Genomic DNA, 18,427 nt, shown 5'->3' on the forward strand with positions numbered 1-18,427 from the left:
CCGATGGCGTCCGTCGAAGCCGACGTGATCGCGGATCGCGACGATTCCGCCGACCTGGCCGCCCTGGAGCGCTCGTGGCGCGAGCCGCCGGGCCTGTGGGGATGGCTCATCACCGTCGACCACAAGCGCATCGGCAAGCGCTACATCGCCACCGCGCTGGTCTTCTTCCTCCTGGCCGGCCTGGAGGCGCTGGCGATGCGCGTCCAGCTCGCCCGGCCGGAGAACGGCTTCCTGGGGCCCGACCGCTACGACCAGTTCTTCACCATGCATGGCACCACGATGATGTTCCTGTTCGCGGTGCCGGTGATGCTGGCCTGGGGGATCTACCTCGTCCCGCAGATGGTGGGGACGCGCGACGTGGCCTTTCCCCGGCTGAACGCGTACGGCTACTGGGTCTACCTGATCGGCGCGTCGTTCATCTACGTCCAGTTCCTCCTGAACACCGGGACGGACGTGGGGTGGTTCGCCTACGTCCCCCTGGCCGGCCCCGAGTTCTCGCCGGGGAAGCGCGTGGACACCTGGGCGCAGATGGTGACCTTCACCGAGATCGCCGCGCTGATCGCCGCCATCGAGATCGTCGTCACCGTCTTCAAGCAGCGCGCGCCGGGGATGAGCCTCAACCGGCTCCCGCTCTACGTCTGGTCGATGGTGGTGGTCGCCTTCATGGTGATCTTCGCCATGCCCGCCGTGGCCGTGGCCAGCACCTTCCTGCTGGCGATGGACCGGCTGGTGGGGACGCACTTCTTCAACCCCGCCGAGGGGGGCGACCCGCTCCTCTGGCAGCACATGTTCTGGTTCTTCGGGCACCCCGAGGTCTACATCATCTTCATCCCCGGCCTGGGGTTCGTCTCCTCCATCGTCACCACCTTCACCCGGCGGCCGGTGTTCGGCTACGTGGCCATGGTGCTCTCGCTCATCGCCACCGGTTTCATCGCGTTCGGGCTGTGGGTGCACCACATGTTCGCCACCCCCATCCCGCAGCTGGGGCAGAGCTTCTTCACCGCGGCCAGCATGATGATCGCCATCCCCAGCGGGGTGCAGATCTTCTGCTGGATCGCCACCCTCTGGCTGGGGAAGCCGCGCTTCCAGACGCCGCTGCTGTACGCCCTCGGCTTCATCGTCATCTTCGTCATCGGCGGGCTCACGGGGGTGATGATCGCCTCGGTGCCCTTCGACCTGCAGGTGCACGACACCTTCTTCATCGTCGCCCACTTCCACTACGTGCTGATCGGCGGGGCCGTCTTCCCCCTGCTGGGCGCCATCACCTACTGGTTCCCCAAGGTCACGGGGCGATTGACGAGCGAGCGGCTGGGGAAGATCGGGTTCTGGCTCGTCTTCACCGGCGTGAACGTGACCTTCTTCCCCATGCACTTCCTGGGGCTGATGGGGATGACGCGGCGGGTCTACACCTACCTCCCCGGCCAGGGGTGGGGGGGCCTCAATCTCCTCTCGACCATCGGCGCGTTCGTCATCGCCGCGGGGGTGATCGTCTTCCTCTACAACCTCGCCGCCAGCTGGCGCTTCGGCGCGCCGGCGGGGGACGACCCCTGGGGCGCCGACACGCTGGAGTGGGCGATTCCCAGTCCGCCGCCGCCGTACAACCACGCGCGCATCCCCATCGTGCAGGGCCGCGCCGCGCTCTGGTCGATGACCCCCGACCGCCCCGTCGTCGTCGGGCTGAACGAGACGCGCCGCGAGGTGCTGGTGACCACCGTGATGGACGCGGAGCCGGACAACCGGCAGGAGTCGCCCGGGCCCACGCCGGTGCCCTTCTTCGCCGCGCTGGCGACGGGGTTCCTGCTGATCCTGCTGGTGTTCACCTTCCAGGCGCTGTGGATCGGCGCCATCCCGCTGGGGCTGGCGCTGTTCGCCTGGGCGTGGCCGCGGCATCCGGACAGGGCGTGGCGGCTGGACGCGGAGGCGGGGCGATGAGCACGCGGCGCCAGGCCTCGATCGACGTGTCCGGGCTGCCGGACGTGACCTTCGGCTACCGCAACGTGGTCTGGTGGGGCACGGTCGCCTTCATGTTCATCGAGGCGACGACGCTGGCGATGTGCGCGGGGACGTACCTCTATCTCCGCCGCAACTGGCAGGCGCTGCCGCCCCCCCGCGTGGCCGTCCCCGGGCTGACGGCCGCGACGGCGGAGGTGGTGCTGATGCTGGTGAGCTTCGTCCCCATCGCCATCCTGGCGCGGGCGGCGGAGCGGAAGGACCTGCGCGCGGTGCGCCTGTGGCTGCTGGTGGGCGTCGCGTTCAACGTCACCTTCGCCGTGCTGCGCTGGATCGCCCTGCACCAGCTGCACGTGCGGTGGGACGCCAACGCGTACGGCTCGTCGGCGTGGCTCATCCTGCTGGTGGACGGCACCCTGCTGGCGGCGGAGATCGGCGAGCTGGCGGTGTTCGGCCTGATCGCGTGGACAGGGCGGTGGGAAGAGAAGCACTTCCCCGACACGGCGGACCTGTGCATGTACTGGTATTTCATGTGCCTGTCGTGGTTTCCGCTCTACGCCATCGTGTTCCTCCTCCCGCGGGTGATGTGATGCCGGTGGAGCGCGCCGAGCACTCGACCCCGCCCTCGGCGGCGACGGTGGCGCTGTGGACGTCGCTGGTGGGCGGCCCGGTCGTCGTCCTGGCGAACCAGTGGGTCGCCTACGCGCTGGTGCCGGACGCCTGCGCGCGGCAGAACAGCGTCTTCGTGCACGTCGTCCATCTCGCCGCGCTGCTGCTGATCGCGGGGATGTGGGTGTTCTGCCGGCGAGAGTGGGCACGGCTGGGGAAGAGCGAGCCGGACGAGCGCCCCGGGCCCGAGCACCGCGCGCGCTTCATGGCGTTCACGGGGATGGTCGCGAACCCGTTCTTCGCGCTGATCGTGCTGGCGATGTGGCTGGCCACCGTCCTCTTCAGCCCCTGCTCCGCATGAGCGCGCGCCGCCTCCGCCTGGCCTGCCTGGCCGCGCTCGCGCTGGCCGCCGCGTGCGAGACCCGCGCGCGCGTGGACGACGCGCAGGCGATGCAGCTCACCCACGGCGGGCGGCCGGGGATGGGGCGGCGGTGGATGGAGCTCTACGGCTGCGGGGGATGCCACGTGGTCCCCGGCGTTCCCGGCGCGCGGGGGCGGGTGGGGCCGCCGCTGGACAACGTGGCCGCGCGCCTCTTCGTCGGCGGGGTGACGGAGAACAAGCCCGACAACCTGATCGCCTGGATCCAGGACCCGCAGCGGGTGGATTCGTCCACCGCGATGCCCAGGACCGGCGTCACCGAGCGCCAGGCCCGCGATATCGCCGCCTACCTCTACACGCTCGCGCACTGACGCGCCGGCCACGTTCGGCGGACATGTACGCGCGGAGGCGCGGAGGGGCGGCGACGCGCTTCCGCGCCTCCGCGTCTCCGCGTCTCCGCGTGAGATCATCGGGTCTGCCCCCCTCGACCAATGCGGCCCGTGGCTTGCCGCGCCTCGGCGGGCATGGACGGATCGATCTTCTTCCACGGCTTCGGCCCGCTGGGGCGTACGCTCCTGGTGGGCCTGATCTCGTACGCCACGCTCGTCGTCCTCCTGCGGCTCAGCGGCAAGCGCGCGATCTCGAAGATGAACATCTTCGATTTCGTCGTCGTGGTGGCCATCGGCTCCACGCTGGCCAACGTCATCACCACGCCGGACCTGGACCTGGCCGACGGGCTGGCGGCGCTTTTCGTCCTGGTGGCGGTGCAGCACCTGATCTCGTGGGCCACGGCGCACTCGCACCGGGTGGAGAAGTGGGTGAACGGCGAGCCCACGCTCCTCCTCTACCGCGGCCAGTGCATCGAGACGGTGATGAAGGCGCACCGGGTGACGAAGCAGGAGGTTCGCGCCGCCGTGCGCATGGCGGGGCTGTCGTCGCTCGACCACGCGCACGCCGTGGTGCTGGAGACCGACGGGGTGTTCAGCGTGATCGAGGAGGGCGGCGCGCTCTGCCGCAACGTGATGGTGGACGTCGCCGGCTACCCCCGCGACCTGGAGACCACCGACTGATTTTTCGCCTAACCTGATCCGCCGCTGGCCTGAATTGGACGGAGTTGACGGTTGAGGGCGGATGCTTTATGCTCCCTGCACGCCTTTCGAACCGGGGTGCTGCAGAGATGAACAAACGGGTCGTGACAACGGGACGGGGAGACGCGGTGCGGCGCTCTCCTGTGCGCAGGCCGTACGATCCGTCCGAGCGGAACTCCGAGTTCGCCCGAGGCATGCGCGAAGCCTACGAGCGCCTGCGGGCCGATCCAGTCGCCTGGGCCGACTGGATGGAGGAGTGCGCCTCGATCGATCTGCTCCTGGTTTCGCAGGAATACTGGGAAGAGCGGGAGCGCAGGCGTCTTCGGGCCCGAGAGGCGCAAGGTTCTTCCTCCTGAATCGGTCACCGCGCATCCTGGGGTCTTTTGTTGTCGGGCATCCATCACCGCCACCCTCGACCAGTGGAAATTCATGAGGAGCCGATCTCGCAGGCAGCGCGTGCATCCGCGTACGGGGGGGATCACACGTCTCCGTGCGCCCAACCAGCTGCGGGAGTGGGAGCTCGAGCGTCGGCGGTTTTTCGAGGATTACAACGCCGCGTACGACGGGTTGCGAGCCGATCCCGACGCGTGGAAGGAGGAGCTTCGCGAGCGAGCATCGTGGGACCCGATGCTGGTGTCGCCGGACGATCTCGCCGAGCTCGACTGATGCGCGTGCGGCCCTCACGCGGAGAAGTCTGGTTCGCCGATCTCCGGCCCGTACGTGGCCACGAGCAGGATGGAGTGCGGCCGGTGCTGGTTGTTTCCGACGACGCGATGAACCACGGCTCCAGCGACCTGGCGGTGGTGCTTCCGCTGACCACGAAGATTCGCGCCCATAGCTTTCGCGTCCCTGTCGTGCCACCGGAAGGTGGATTACGATCTATGAGCTTTGCGCTTTGTGACCAGATTCGCACCGTCGCGCACGCACGAATGGAGCGCAGACTAGGAAGCGTTTCCGCGCAAACGCTCGAGACGATCTCCTCCATCCTCTCGTTCCTGCTCGTGATCCGTCCCCGACGGCGGAGGCGCCGCCGCTGACGATCCTCGCCATCGCTGCTCGAACATCTCCACTCGAAGTTCGTCCCGCCCGGAAACCAGATCACCCCGCAGCACGTCCAATCTCCCGGCCGCGGCGCGGTCCGTGCTCCTCGCGGATTGTCAGAGGCGGCGGGGGCTGCGCGTTCCCGTGCAGGCCGGCGGCGCGGATCTTCCCGTGCCGCTTCGGGGTAAGCCCGCGGACCCCCTTCACCGGCCGATGACCCGCGGCCGGACGGGCGATGGAACGCTCGTCCGCTGGGACGAGCCTGCGCCGCCGCGCCGCGGCGCGCTCACGGAAGGACTCGATGCACGATCGCAACACGGCTCCGAAAACCGCACCCCGCAGGCGGGTGAAGCGCGCCGCGCTGGCGGCGCTGGTGCTGCCGGTGGTGGTGGGCGGCTTCATGCTGCAGAGCGCCATCTCCGAGAACGGCCAGCTCTTCCAGCAGGTGCTCACCCGCGTGGCCGCCTTCGGCGTGGACTCGGTGCCCGAGGACAGCCTGTACGCGCTGGCCGCCCGCGGCCTCCTGCGCCGCATCGGCGACCCGTACGCCGAGCTGTACTCGCCGCAGGAGCTGGCCGAGTTCCAGCGCGAGAACCTGCGCAACGGCTACGGCGGGATGGGGATGCTGGTGGAGCTGGTGCGCGACACCGCCACGGTGATGCGCGTCTACCCGCGCACCCCCGCCGAGGGCGCCGGCGTGCAGGTGGGCGACCGCATCGTGGAGGTCGACGGGCAGAAGGTCACCGGCATCGCGCTCGACAAGGTCACGTCCAGGCTGCTGGGGCCGCAGGGCACCACCGTCCGCGCGACCCTCGTCCGCCACGGCGTCGACCAGCCGATCCGCATCGAGGCGCGGCGGGCGGTGGTCCACGTTCCCGTGGTGCCCTACGCGCTGATGCTGCCCGACAACGTGGGCTACGTCCCCCTCGACCGCTTCAGCGAGAGCTCGGGCGAGGAGCTGGCGCGGGCCATCGAGGGCCTGCGCGCGCAGGGCGCCCGCGCGTTCGTGATCGACCTGCGCGGCAACGGCGGCGGCAGCCTGGAGCAGTCCATCCGCATCTCCAACCTGTTCCTGGAGAAGGGCGACGAGATCCTGCGCGTGGTGTACCGCAACGTCCCCACTGAGGTCTACCACGCCGAGGACCAGCCGCTGCTGACCCGCGAGCCGATCGTGGTGATGACCGACGAGGGGACCGCGTCGGCGTCGGAGATCGTGGCGGGCTCGCTGCAGGACCACGACCGCGCGGTGGTGGTGGGGACGACCTCCTTCGGCAAGGGGCTGGTGCAGGACCTCTTCCCGCTGGAAGGCGGGTGGGCGATGAAGCTGACCACCGGCAAGTGGTTCACCCCCAGCGGCCGCAGCATCCAGCGCCCGCGCAAGGTAAACCCCGACGGCACCTTCGCGCCCGAGGACACGCTGCCGCCCAGCGACTCGGCGCTGCGCGCGCGGCCGGTGTTCCACAGCGACGCGGGGCGGCCCGTGTACGGCGGCGGCGGCATCACCCCCGACGTGGTGGTGAAGGAGGACACGCTTTCCGGGCCCGAGCGGGCGCTGCTGCGCGCCCTCTCCACCCGGGCGACGGCGACCAACCAGGTGCTGAGCCAGTACACGCTGGAGCTGAAGGGCACGGTGCGGCCGGACTTCACCGTGCCCGCCGCGTGGCGCGAGGAGCTGTACCGCCGGCTGGAGCGCGAGGGGCTGCGCGTGGACCGCCGGACGTGGGACGCGGGGGCCACGGTCCTCGACCGGATGCTCGAGGGGCGCGTGGCCTCGCTGGCGTTCGGCGACTCGGCCTCGTTCCGCCGCGGCATCGGGCGCGACAAGCAGCTGCAGACCGCCATCACCGTGCTGCACGGCGCCAGCACGCAGGCCGAGGCGCTGGCGCACGCCGCCGCCGCGGCCCGCGCCACCCCGGCTCCCGAGGCCGGCCACACGGGCGCCTGATCGCCTGGCGAGCACCCTCTCCCCGATCCGCGGGAGAGGGTGCTCGTGCATTCGGAGTGCGCGTTCCCGCCCGGCGGGCGCGCGACCGGTTTCTCCACCGGGAACGGCCGTACGCGCCGTTCCCGTCCTTTCAACCCCGTGAAACGTCCGCAGACCGTGAGAACGCACGTACGCTCCGCCGGCGCGCTGGCCGCGGCACTCTCGCTGGCCGCCGCCGCGCCGGCGCTGGCCCAGGCGCCCCGCGGCGAGCTGCCGCTGAAGCGCGCGCCGCAGCCCACCACCTCCGCCATCACCCCCGCCGACGCCATGACGCGGGTGTACGTGCTGGCCGACGACTCGATGATGGGGCGCGAGGCGGGCACCGCCGGCAACGTGAAGGGCACCGACTACATCGCCCGCGAGGCGCGCCGCATGGGGCTGGAACCGGCGGGCGAGAACGGCACCTTCTTCCAGACCATCCCCCTGCGCCGCAAGGGCGTGGATCCCGCGTCGGCGCTGTCGATCAACGGCTCGCCGCTGCGGCTGGGCGAGGACTTCATCGCCATCCCCACCATCGAGAGCGTGTTCTCGTTCGGCGACAGCCTGCGCGCGAGCAACGTGCAGGTGGTGTACGGCGGGCGGCTGGGGACGCTGAACCTGATCAACCCCGCGCAGGCGGCGGGGAAGCTGGTGGTGTTCGACGCCGCGCAGGTGAACGGCGCGCGCAGCTGGCGGTTCTGGACCGGCGGCTCGTTCGACCGCTATGCCTCGTCGGCCGGCGTGGTGATCGCCGCGCTCGACGCGGTGCCGGAGAACATCCGCGGCTTCCTGGCCGAGCCGCAGGAGGCGCTGGTGGACCCGGCCGCGCCGCGGCGCCACGCCGCCTCGCCCGCCGGCCTCCTGGTGACCGTGGCCGCGGCCGAGCGGCTGCTGGGCAAGCCGCTCTCCGCCGCCGCGGTGGGCGACGCGGGGCGCACGGTGAGCGGCACCGTCTGGTTCGCCGACACGCCGTCGGCCTTCCCGGCGCGCAACGTGGTGGCCGTGCTGCGCGGGACCGACCCGCGGCTGCGCGGGCAGTACGTGGCCATCGGCGCGCACAACGACCACGTGGGCACCGCGCCCGAGGCGCTGGACCACGACTCGCTGCGCGTGTTCAACGGCGTCCTTCGCCGCGGCGGGCTCGAGGGCGAGGCGGCGCGCGCCACGCCGGCGCAGGAGGCGCAGATCCGCGCGCGCACCGACTCGCTGCGCCGCGCGCACGGCGGCGTCCGCCGCGACTCCATCTTCAACGGCGCCGACGACGACGCGTCGGGGACCACGGGCGTGCTGGAGATCGCCGAGTACCTGGCGGCGCACCGGCCGAAGCGCTCGGTGCTCTTCGTCTGGCACACGGGCGAGGAGAAGGGGCTGCTGGGCTCGCAGTGGTTCACCGAGCACCCGTCGGGCGGGATCGTGCGCGACTCGATCGTGGCCCAGCTGAACATGGACATGATCGGGCGCGGCGCGGCCACCGACGAGACGGGGGCCAGCAAGGACAGCGTGACCCTGCACGGCGGCCCCGGCTACGTGCAGCTGGTGGGCTCGCGGCGGCTGTCGACGCAGCTGGGCGACCTGGTGGAGGAGGTGAACCGCACGGGGAACCACGGGCTGGCCTTCGACTACGCGCTCGACGCCAACCGCCACCCGGCCAACATCTACTGCCGGAGCGACCACTACAACTACGCGCGCTGGGGGATCCCGATCACCTTCTTCACCACCGGCGGGCACCAGGACTACCACATGCTCACCGATGAGCCGGAGTACATAGACTACGACAAGCTGGTGCAGGTGTCGCGGTTCGTGGCCGACGTGGCGGAGCACATCGCCAACCGCCCCGACCGGCTGGTGGTCGACAAGCCGAAGCCCGATCCGCACGGGGACTGCTCGCAGTAACCGCAGGGGCTAGGGGATAGGGGACAGAGGACAGCACGAACTGATTCCCGGGGATTCGATTCGCCCCGGCGGCTGGAGTTTCCGGCCGCCGGGGCGATTCGTATCATCCCCTCACATTTTCGCACGGGCGCCTGAAGGCGCGGCTGGAACATTGGGAAGCCTCGCAAACCGCGCGAGGCTCGCACCGCACGATCGCCAGCCTGCGCAGCAGGCTTCCCAATGTTCCAGCCGCGGGTTTACCCGCCCGTCCAATCCCGTGGAATGCGCGCGGGATTTCGGATCACGACTCAAGAGAGAGATGGCCGGCGTGGCGGAGGAACGCGAGTACCTGCTGGGGACGGACGACGACGAGCTGGCGCGGCTCGGGTTCCAGCACCAGCTCTGGGCGGGCGAGGCGGCTTCGGCGTGGACGCGCGCGGGCTTCGGGCCCGGGCAGACGCTGCTGGACGTCGGATGCGGGCCGGGGTATGCGACGCTCGACCTGGCGCGGCTCGTCGGACCCGCGGGGCGCGTGCACGGCGTGGACGTGTCCGCGCGCTTCGTGGCGCACCTCCGCGCGCGGGCCGCGGCACTCGGCGCGCGCAACGTCACCGCCGAGGTGCTGGACCTCACCGCCGACGATCTTCCCGCGGAGTCGTTCGACGGCGCGTACGCGCGGTGGGTGCTTTGCTTCGTGGGCGACCCGGCGGCGGTGGTGCGGCGCGTGGCCACGGCGCTGAGGCCCGGCGCCGCGTTCGTGGTGTGGGACTACATGAAGTACGGCGGGCTGGCGATGAGCCCCGGCGACCCCGCGTTCGACCGCGTGTTCGCGGCGATGGAGGCGTCGTGGCGCGCCACCGGCGGCGACGGCGACGTGTGCCGGCGCGTGCCCCGGATGATGATCGACGCAGGGCTCGACGTGGTGCACATCGAGCCCTGCGTGCGCCCCGCGCGGCCGGGCGACCCGCTCTGGCAGTGGCCGCGCACCTTCTACAGCAACTTCCTGCCGATCCTGGTCCGCGGCGGCTTCATCACCCAGGCCGACGCCGACGCGTTCGACGCCGCCTGGGCCAAGCGCGAGCGCGACCCCGCCGCCTTCTTCTCCACCCCCATCCAGGCGACAGTCATCGGGGTGAAGCGATAGCGCGGGCGACGGAGATTGGCGTGGCGTCGCCGATCTTCCCCCCACCCCCGGCCCCTCCCCCACGAGGGGGGAGGGATGGGGGAGGGGAGACCTCAGCGCGGTACTCGACAGCCGCGCTGAGTTCTCCCCCGCTCCCGCGCAGCGGGGGAGGGGGTCGGGGGGAGGGGGCAACTGCGGCGGCACGAGCGCTTTCCGCCTGCGCCGATGAATTCCCACTGAACGGCACGCATACACGGGCGTCGGGATTGCGTACGCATCCGGCGCCGGTTCTCTTCTCCCGCCATGCGTATCGTGCTGCAGCGCGTCTCGCGCGCGAAGGTGACGGTGGACGGCCGCGTGACCGGCGAGATCGGGGGCGGGCTGCTCCTGCTCGCCGGCTTCACCGAGGGCGACACGGACGAAGCGCTCGCGTGGATGGCGAAGAAGCTCGTGCAGCTCCGCATCTTCCCCGACGACGAGGGAAAGATGAACCGCTCGGTGGAGGATGCCGGCGGCGGCATCCTGGTCGTCAGCCAGTTCACCCTCTACGGCGACGCGCGCAAGGGGAACCGGCCGAGCTTCATCGACGCGGCCCGGCCGGAGATCGCCATCCCCCTGTACGAGCGGTTCGTGGAGATGCTGCGCGCCACCGGCCGCCCCGTGGCCACCGGCGCGTTCGGCGCGATGATGGACGTGGAACTGGTGAACGACGGCCCCGTGACGCTGATCCTGGAACGGTAGATGACGGATCCCAACACCCCGCCCCCCATCGTGCTGGCCTCGCAGTCTCCGCGGCGGGCGGAGCTGATCGCGCGGCTGGGGCTCGACTTCGACATCGTGCCTGCCGACATCGACGAGAGCTACCGCGAGGGCGAGATGCCGCCCGAGCACGCCGAGCGCCTCTCGCGCGAGAAGGCGGAGACGATCGCGCGGACGCACCCGCACGCGCTCGTCGTCGGCTCCGACACCATCGTGGTGATCGACGGCGCGGTACTGGGCAAGCCGCGCGACCGCGACAAGGCGGTGGAGATGCTGATGCGGCTCTCCGGCCGCGACCACGAGGTGTGCACCGGAATCGCCGTGGCGATGGACGGGCGCGTGGAGAGCGGGCTGGAGCGCGTGCGCGTGCGCTTCCGCGCGCTCGACCGCCGCGCGTGCGAGGAGTACGTCGCGACGGGCGAGCCGATGGACAAGGCCGGCGCGTACGGCATCCAGGGCTTCGGCAGCGCCATCGTCGAGAGCATCGAGGGCGACTACTTCGCGGTGATGGGCCTTCCCGTCGTCCGCATGCTCACGCTGATCGAGCGCTTCGGCTGGCGGTACGGCTTCGGGACGCTCGAGCGGGCGTAGCGGCTGGCATCCGGACAGGCGGGTGAACCCGCGGCTGGAACATTGGAAAGCCTCGCAAACTGCGCGAGGCTTCATGACGGCGCGGTCCTCGGCATCGACCGCGATGTCCGGCTCGCAGCCTGCGTAGCAGGCTTCTCAATGTTCCAGCCGCGCGTTTACGCGCCCGTCGAAGATCATGGCTGACGCCACATATCCCTGCCCCTGCTGCGGCTATCTCGTCTTCTCCGAGCCACCGGGATCGTACGACATCTGCCCGATCTGCTACTGGGAGGACGACGCGCTGCAACTGGAATTCGCCACCACGCTGGCCGGCGGCGCGAACCACACGACGCTCGGCGAGGCGCAGGCGAATTTCGAGCGCTTCGGCGCGTGCGAGGAGCGCCTGGCGCCGCACTGCCGCCCGCCCGGCGACACGCCACGCGACCCGGCCTGGCGTCCGGTCGATCCCGCGCGCGACCGGTTCGAGGACTTCGAGTCGCCGGAGGGCGTCCGCGCGCCTCGCGATCTCGATGCGCTCTACTACTGGCGTCCGTCGTTCCGGCTGCGGCGCGATCCATCACCCACCTGAAACGGGCTCACGCGGATGATCCTCGCCATCGACCAGGGGACGACGGGCACCACCTGCCTGGTGATCGACCGCGATGGGCAGGTGCGCGGCCGCGCCTACAGCGAGTTCACCCAGCACTTCCCCCGCCCCGGCTGGGTGGAGCACGACGCGGCCGAGATCTGGGACGTCACCCGCCGCGTCGCCAAGGTCGCCGCGGCGCACGCAGGGACGAGCATCGACCGGCTGACGGGAATCGGGATCACCAACCAGCGCGAGACGATCGTGCTTTGGGACCGGGAGACGGGCGAGCCGGTGCATCACGCGCTGGTCTGGCAGGACGGCCGGACGGCCGATCTTTGTCGGCGGATGAAGGAGGACGGTCGCGAGGACGACGTCCGCGCGCGCACCGGGCTGGTCATCGACCCCTACTTCTCCGCCACCAAGCTGGCGTGGCTGCTGGACAACGTCCCCGGTGCGCGGGCCCGCGCCGAGGCGGGCGAGCTGGCGGCGGGGACGATCGATAGCTGGCTGGTCTGGAAGATGACCGGCGGGCGCCTCCACCTCACCGACCGCACCAACGCCAGCCGCACCCTCCTCTACTCGCTCGACGGCGACGCGTGGGATCCCGCGCTGCTGAACCTGTTCGGCATCCCCGCCGCGGTGCTGCCGGAGATCCGCGCGTCGTCCGACGTCTACGGCGCCACCGACGGCGCGGCGTTCGAGGGCGAGGCGCCGGTGGCGGGGATCGCGGGCGACCAGCAGGCGGCGCTCTACGGCCACGCCTGCTGGACCGCGGGGGAGGGGAAGAACACGTACGGTACCGGCGCCTTCCTCCTCGTCCACACCGGCGATCAGCGCGTCCCCAGCCGGCACGGGATGCTGACCACCTCGGCGTGCGGGCCGCGCGGCGAGCGGGCGTTCGCGCTGGAGGGCTCCATCTTCATCGCCGGCGCGGCGGTACAGTGGCTGCGTGACGGGCTGGGCATCCTGCGCGACGCGGCGGAGACGGAGGCGCTGGCGCGGTCGCTGGATTCGAACGACGGCGTCTACTTCGTTCCCGCGTTCACCGGGCTGGGCGCGCCGCACTGGGAGCCGCGCGCGCGGGGGACGCTGTTCGGGCTCACCCGCGGCGCCACGCGCGCGCACCTGGCCCGCGCCGCGCTCGAGGCCATGGCCTTCTCCACCCACGACGTGGTGGAGGCGATGGAGGGCGATGCGGGCGTGCGCATGCCCGAGCTGCGCGTGGACGGCGGCGCGGCGGCCAACGACTGGCTGATGCAGTTCCAGGCCGACGTGCTCGGCATCCCCGTGCGCCGCCCGTCGCTGGTGGAGATGACGGCGCGCGGCGCGGCGGGCCTCGCCGGTCTCGCGGTGAGATTCTGGCAGACGCCGGAGGAGTTCGCCGCGGCGCGGCCGGACGAGGCGGTGTTCGCGCCGACGATGGACGACGAGGAGCGGGCGGCGGCGCTCGCGGGATGGCGGCGCGCGGTGGATGCCGCGTCCGCGTGGGCCACGGGAGGGGGATGACGATGGACAAGCTGCTGCTCTGCCTCTGCTTCTCGCTCAACGCCCCCGGCGGCGACGCACCGAAGCAGCCGCGCGACCGCCTGTTCGGCGAGGACAAGTTCCAGCACTTCTTCGTCTCCTTCATCGCCACCAGCCTGGCGGCGGGCGGGGCGCGGCTGGCGGGCGCCGACCACCGCACCAGCCTCTACGTCGGCGCGGGGACGGGCGCGGCGATCGGCGTGGCCAAGGAGCTGATGGACGCGCGCAACCCGGACGAGACGGCGTCGGTGCTGGACCTGGCGTGGGACCTGGGCGGCGTCGGGTTCGCCACCGCCGTGGCCGCCCAGGCGAAGTAGCGGAGGGAAGGCTGCAGGTGCGGCAGATGCGCAACTGCATGGTTTCCCATATATTTGTCTGCGTTTCCCACCAGGCGCGCGCCGATGCGGAGATCGGCGCGCGATTTCTCGCATCTGGGAGTGACGGAGATGTATCAGTCGGAGCTACCGGGAATTCCGGAGGTGCCGGCGCGGCTGGTGTTCATGGGCGGCGCGGCGAGCGAGGCGCGGGCGCGCGTGCTGGAGCGGAGCGGCCGCTGGCGGCGCGCGCAGGTGCTGAAAGACCTGGCGCTGCTCCTTCTGATCCCGGTGGTGGTCTTCATTCCGCCGCACTTCCCGTGGCCCATCATCGTGCTGCTGGTGGCGGTCTTCCGCGCCTTCAACCACCTGCGCGAGCACCGCACGCTGCTGTCGCTCCACGGCGCGTGCCCCAAGTGCGGCACGGTGCAGAGCTTCACCGAGGTAGGTCGGATGCACAATCCGCACAAGGTCACCTGCGCCAACTGCCGCTGGGACTCGTACGTCGAGGTCGCCCGCGCCAGCCAGGCCACGTAGCCGCACGACGCCGCTTCGAATCTGCAATCGCGGATGCCCGGGCGGCACCCGGGGAATCCATCGCATGCGTCCGAGCGACAGGCGGAGCGTGGCTTATGAGCCGGCCACAGATTCCTCAGGCGCCACGTCTTTGGCACGGAGGGACAGGGCGGCGCAGCGCCTTCGGAATGACAGGCTCAGGCTTTTCCTCCCATGCACGACGCTGCCCTGAAACACCCCGCCGGGCGGCGCCGTAGGACTCCTCGCCCCAATCGTCCTTCTTCAACCCTCCCCGGGATCGTCGCTCATGGATCCGAAAGACGCGGTGATGTTCGTGATGATGTTCATCGTCTTCGGCGTTCCCGCGCTGGCGATCACCGCGCGGCTGATCATGAAGCCGATGGTGGATTCCATCATCCGCCTGCGCGAGAGCTCGGCCGCGGTGAACGACGGCCTCGTCGAGCGCCGCATGCTGCAGCTGGAGGACGACGTCTCGCAGCTCCGCGCCAGCGTGGCCGAGCTGGAGGAGACCGTCGCCTTCCAGCAGAAGCTGCTCACCGCGGGCGAGCCGGCCCTCTCCTCGCCGGCGCGGTAGGCGCCGGAGCCGTCCAGGCGAGACGGCGGACGCCCGGACGTAGCCGCGCTCGCCAGTGGCCGGAGATCGTCTCTCCGGCCACAAGTCGTTTCTGCAGACAGGTTTGGATCGATCCTGGGAGATGCGGAACGAGCGATGCGGCGACTTCGCCTCGTCGCGATCGAGCACGTCCGATCGAATATGTCAAAGAAGTTGTTGACAAACTATGGGAAGATGTCGTAGCGTTATCTCCAGCCACCAACCGAGCGGAGGAGTGAGATGGGCGGCGAGAAGCAGGAGCTGGAGGGGCCCGACCTCACCGAGGGCGTGCCGCTGGACGAGCTGGGGGAGGGCGCGATCCTCACCGGCCACGCGAACGGCGAGGCGGTGGTCGTGGTCCGCGCGGGCGGCGAGGTGTTCGCGCTGGACGCCAACTGCACGCACTACGGCGTGCCGCTGGGCGGCGGGATCGTGGTGGACGGAACCATCCGCTGCCCCGCGCACCACTCGCGCTTCGACCTGCGCACCGGCGAGGCGGTCGCCGCGCCGGCGCTGCGCTCGACGGGGTGCTGGAACGTCGAGACGCGCGACGGCCGCGTCTTCGTCACCGGTAAGCGCGAAGCGGCGCCGGCGGCGAGGAAGCACGCCGCGGCGCCGGAGTCCGTTGTCATCGTCGGCGCGGGCGCGGCGGGGAGCGCGTGCGCGGAGATGCTGCGCCGGCAGGGCTACGACGGTCCGGTGACGATGATCGACGCCACCACCGACGGACCCGTCGACCGGCCGAACCTGTCGAAGGACTACCTGGCCGGGAACGCGCCCGAGGAGTGGATCCCCCTCTTCCCGCCCGAGTGGTATGCCGAGAACCGCGTCGACCTCGCGCTCGGCTCGCGGGTGATCGGGATCGACCCGGCCAAGCGGCGCGTGCGGCTGATGAACGGCAAGGCGTACACGTACGGCGCGCTCCTCATCGCCACCGGCTCCGAGCCGGTGCGCCTGCCGCTCTCGCAGCGCGACATCCCGCACCTGTTCTATCTGCGCACGCTGGCGGACAGCCGCGCCATCATCGGCGCGGCAAGCAAGGAGAAGCGCGCCGTCGTGGTCGGCAGCAGCTTCATCGGGCTGGAGGTGGCGGCGTCGCTGCGGACGCGCGGGCTCGACGTCACCGTGGTCAGCCAGGAGGGGCTGCCGCTGGGCAACATCCTGGGGCCGGAGCTCGGCTGGTCCATCCAGCGCCTGCACGAGGACCACGGGGTGAAGTTCCACCTGAAGGACGGCGTGCAGGGGATCGACGGACACACGGTGGCGCTGAAGAGCGGGCCGTCGCTGGAGGCGGACCTCGTGGTGGTGGGGATCGGGGTGCGGCCGGGGGTGGCACTGGGGCAGTGGGCGGGGCTGCAGGTGGAGGGCGGGATCGTGGTCGACGAGCAGCTGCAGACCAGCGCGCCGGGGATCTGGGCGGCGGGCGACGTGTGCCGCTGGCCGGACCCGTGGACGGGGCAGCGCATCCGCAGCGAGCACTGGGTGGTCGGCCAGCGCCAGGGGCAGACCGTCGCGCGCAACATGCTGGGCGCCAGCGAGCGGTTCAACGCGGCGCCGTTCTTCTGGAGCGCGCACTACGACGTGACCATCAACTATGTGGGCCACGCCGAGAAGTGGGACGCCATCGAGCTCGACGGCGAGCCGCGCGAGCACGACTGCACCGCGGTCTATCGCAAGGGCGGAAAGCCGCTGGCCATCGCCACCATCTCGCGCGACCGCCAGAGCCTGCGCGCCGAGGCGGGGATCGAGGCGGGCGACCTGGCCGCCGTCGAGGCGGCGATTCGCGGCGGGGCGGGAGCGGGGGTGGGGTAGGATTCGGCGCCGGGAGGATGGTGCTCGCACGGCCGCCGGCTCTCCCCACCCCGGCCCCTCCCCCACGAGGGGGGAGGGATGGGGGAGGGGAGACCTCAGCGCGGGGACGGGCTTCAGTTCACGCGCTTAGTTCTCCCCCGCCCCTGCGCAGCGGGGGAGGGGGCTGGGGGGAGGGGGCCGCCCGCGGCCGCGCGGATGCCTGCCTGTCCGCTCGTCGATCACCCTGGTTTGCGGTGACGGGCGATGGTGGAGGGATGCGTCCAGATCTGTATTCGTTTGAACGACTTACCGAGAAAGAGAGAGGCACGATGGCGATCGGCACCGGCGCGGCGGAACGGCTGGACGAGGGCGATGAGCTGCGCGTGCGGCGCATCCATCATGCGGACGCGGCGCAGGACGAACTGGCGGCGCTCGTTCGCCGGCAGCTCGGACTCCTGGGCGAGGACGCGGACCGCGAGGGGCTGCTGCGAACCCCCGAGCGCGTCGCCAAGTCGCTCGCGGCACTCACCAGCGGCTACGCCACCGACGTGCGCGACGTCGTCGGCCAGGGCGTGTTCGAGGAAGACTCTGACCAGATGGTGATGGTGCGCGACATCGAGATGTACTCGCTGTGCGAGCACCATCTCCTCCCCTTCTTCGGCACGGTGCACGTGGCCTACGTGCCCGACGGCAAGATCATCGGGCTGAGCAAGCTGCCGCGCATCGTGGAGGTGTTCGCGCGGCGGCTGCAGGTGCAGGAGCGGCTGACGCAGCAGATCGCCGACGCCATCTGCGACGTGCTGCAGCCGCGCGGCGTGGGCGTGGTGATCGAGGCCGCGCACCTGTGCATGATGATGCGCGGGGTGGAGAAGCAGAACTCGTCCACCATCACCAGCGCGCTCCGTGGCGTGTTCCGCGACGACGCCCGCACCCGCGAGGAGTTCCTGCGCCTGGCGCACCGGTAGCATCATCCCCCTGAGGGATTCCGCTTCGTCGAAGATCGAGGGCCGGCGCGCGCGCCGGCCCTCGCCGTATCCCCGATATGCGCGCGTGTGGGCCGTCGGGACGTCCGGCGCCGTACCACGCGGGCCAAGAAGCTCCAAGCGGGTCACCCGCGAGACCCCGGGGAGGGCACCGCGATTGCGTGCGATACAGTCCGGGCGGCGCCTTCCGCGCCGAGGCCGGACACGGGGACAGGACTGGACGGATGCGGCGGCGCGTTGCGGCGGCGTTGGCGGCGGGGTGCATCATCGGCGCGGCGGCCGGCCTGGGCGCGTTCACCTTCGTCTACGCGCGGGGCGCGTCGTACCTGACCAACGATCCCGGCGCCTGCGCCAACTGCCACGTGATGCGCGAGCATTTCTCCGCGTGGCAGCGCTCCAGCCATCACAACGTCGCTGTGTGCAACGACTGCCACGCGCCGCACAACCTCGCGGGGAAGTACTACACCAAGGGGCTGAACGGCTTCTGGCACTCGTTCTACTTCACCTCGGGCACCTACCCGTATCCCCTGCGGATGACCGCGCGCAACCGCCGGGTGACCGAGGGCGCCTGCCGCCACTGCCACGAGGAGATCACCGACGCCATCGAGCACGGGGCGGGCGGCCGCGCGCCCGACGGCGTCGGCGGCACCGAAGAGCGGCTGGCGTGCACGCGCTGCCATAGCGACGTGGGCCACTGGGTCCGCTGACGGGCCGCCGATCTCCCACCCGATCCGGGGCATGAC

The 18,427-nt window shown here is 71.1% G+C and carries 21 protein-coding genes; all 21 read left to right on the top strand.

The genetic code is table 11. From position 1 onward, the window contains the following. Positions 1-3: 3 nt before the first annotated feature. The 21 genes from ctaD to nrfH all read left to right on the top strand — a co-directional run bounded on the left by ctaD (position 4) and on the right by nrfH (position 18,391). Positions 4-1,932: a cytochrome c oxidase subunit I gene (gene ctaD, locus VF092_21110; GenBank protein ID HEX6749805.1), complete on the top strand. Its 1,929-nt coding sequence runs from the start codon at positions 4-6 to the stop codon at positions 1,930-1,932. Continuing rightward, a complete protein-coding gene (locus VF092_21115; GenBank protein ID HEX6749806.1) occupies positions 1,929-2,540 on the top strand; it encodes a hypothetical protein in 612 nt (203 codons plus the stop codon). The genes ctaD and VF092_21115 overlap by 4 nt, the downstream gene beginning before the upstream one ends. Further along, positions 2,540-2,920, top strand: a complete 381-nt coding sequence (locus tag VF092_21120) for a hypothetical protein (protein HEX6749807.1) — start codon at positions 2,540-2,542, stop codon at positions 2,918-2,920. Before VF092_21115 ends, VF092_21120 begins: the two co-directional genes overlap by 1 nt. Then, complete coding sequence (locus VF092_21125; protein HEX6749808.1) at positions 2,917-3,309, top strand: c-type cytochrome; 393 nt, start codon at positions 2,917-2,919, stop codon at positions 3,307-3,309. Before VF092_21120 ends, VF092_21125 begins: the two co-directional genes overlap by 4 nt. Positions 3,310-3,462: 153 nt before the next feature. After that, positions 3,463-4,008: a YetF domain-containing protein gene (locus VF092_21130; GenBank protein HEX6749809.1), complete on the top strand. Its 546-nt coding sequence runs from the start codon at positions 3,463-3,465 to the stop codon at positions 4,006-4,008. Positions 4,009-4,220: 212 nt separating this feature from the next. Beyond that, entirely contained in the window at positions 4,221-4,382 is a 162-nt protein-coding gene (locus VF092_21135; protein ID HEX6749810.1) for a hypothetical protein, read from the top strand. A 100-nt stretch (positions 4,383-4,482) separates the two neighbouring features. Further along, entirely contained in the window at positions 4,483-4,692 is a 210-nt protein-coding gene (locus tag VF092_21140) for a hypothetical protein (GenBank protein HEX6749811.1), read from the top strand. Next, positions 4,692-5,063, top strand: a complete 372-nt coding sequence (locus tag VF092_21145) for a type II toxin-antitoxin system PemK/MazF family toxin (protein ID HEX6749812.1) — start codon at positions 4,692-4,694, stop codon at positions 5,061-5,063. The genes VF092_21140 and VF092_21145 overlap by 1 nt, the downstream gene beginning before the upstream one ends. A 305-nt stretch (positions 5,064-5,368) precedes the next feature. Beyond that, positions 5,369-7,012, top strand: coding sequence for a S41 family peptidase (locus VF092_21150; protein HEX6749813.1), 1,644 nt, complete (start codon positions 5,369-5,371; stop codon positions 7,010-7,012). Positions 7,013-7,168: 156 nt separating this feature from the next. Beyond that, positions 7,169-8,923, top strand: coding sequence for a M28 family peptidase (locus tag VF092_21155; GenBank protein HEX6749814.1), 1,755 nt, complete (start codon positions 7,169-7,171; stop codon positions 8,921-8,923). A gap of 298 nt (positions 8,924-9,221) precedes the next feature. Beyond that, positions 9,222-10,046 carry a methyltransferase domain-containing protein gene (locus VF092_21160; protein HEX6749815.1) on the top strand — a complete coding sequence of 275 codons (825 nt, stop codon included), beginning with the start codon at positions 9,222-9,224 and terminating at the stop codon, positions 10,044-10,046. Positions 10,047-10,328: 282 nt separating this feature from the next. Next, entirely contained in the window at positions 10,329-10,766 is a 438-nt protein-coding gene (gene dtd, locus VF092_21165) for a D-aminoacyl-tRNA deacylase (GenBank protein HEX6749816.1), read from the top strand. Beyond that, complete coding sequence (locus VF092_21170; protein HEX6749817.1) at positions 10,767-11,375, top strand: Maf family protein; 609 nt, start codon at positions 10,767-10,769, stop codon at positions 11,373-11,375. A 175-nt stretch (positions 11,376-11,550) separates the two neighbouring features. Then, positions 11,551-11,943: a CPCC family cysteine-rich protein gene (locus VF092_21175; protein ID HEX6749818.1), complete on the top strand. Its 393-nt coding sequence runs from the start codon at positions 11,551-11,553 to the stop codon at positions 11,941-11,943. A 15-nt stretch (positions 11,944-11,958) separates the two neighbouring features. Beyond that, entirely contained in the window at positions 11,959-13,449 is a 1,491-nt protein-coding gene (glpK, locus tag VF092_21180) for a glycerol kinase GlpK (GenBank protein HEX6749819.1), read from the top strand. A 2-nt stretch (positions 13,450-13,451) separates the two neighbouring features. Continuing rightward, the gene (locus VF092_21185; protein ID HEX6749820.1) at positions 13,452-13,784 is read left to right on the top strand and encodes a hypothetical protein; all 333 of its coding nucleotides are present in this window, start codon (positions 13,452-13,454) and stop codon (positions 13,782-13,784) included. 129 nt (positions 13,785-13,913) lie between these two features. Beyond that, a complete protein-coding gene (locus VF092_21190) occupies positions 13,914-14,318 on the top strand; it encodes a hypothetical protein (GenBank protein ID HEX6749821.1) in 405 nt (134 codons plus the stop codon). Positions 14,319-14,604: 286 nt separating this feature from the next. After that, entirely contained in the window at positions 14,605-14,892 is a 288-nt protein-coding gene (locus tag VF092_21195) for a hypothetical protein (GenBank protein ID HEX6749822.1), read from the top strand. Positions 14,893-15,150: 258 nt separating this feature from the next. After that, positions 15,151-16,722: an FAD-dependent oxidoreductase gene (locus VF092_21200; protein HEX6749823.1), complete on the top strand. Its 1,572-nt coding sequence runs from the start codon at positions 15,151-15,153 to the stop codon at positions 16,720-16,722. Between the two features lie 308 nt (positions 16,723-17,030). After that, positions 17,031-17,666, top strand: a complete 636-nt coding sequence (folE, locus tag VF092_21205; protein ID HEX6749824.1) for a GTP cyclohydrolase I FolE — start codon at positions 17,031-17,033, stop codon at positions 17,664-17,666. A gap of 242 nt (positions 17,667-17,908) precedes the next feature. Next, the gene (gene nrfH, locus VF092_21210; protein HEX6749825.1) at positions 17,909-18,391 is read left to right on the top strand and encodes a cytochrome c nitrite reductase small subunit; all 483 of its coding nucleotides are present in this window, start codon (positions 17,909-17,911) and stop codon (positions 18,389-18,391) included. The last annotated feature ends 36 nt before the right edge of the window (positions 18,392-18,427 follow it).

Source organism: Longimicrobium sp. (assembly GCA_036377595.1).
GTDB lineage: Bacteria > Gemmatimonadota > Gemmatimonadetes > Longimicrobiales > Longimicrobiaceae > Longimicrobium.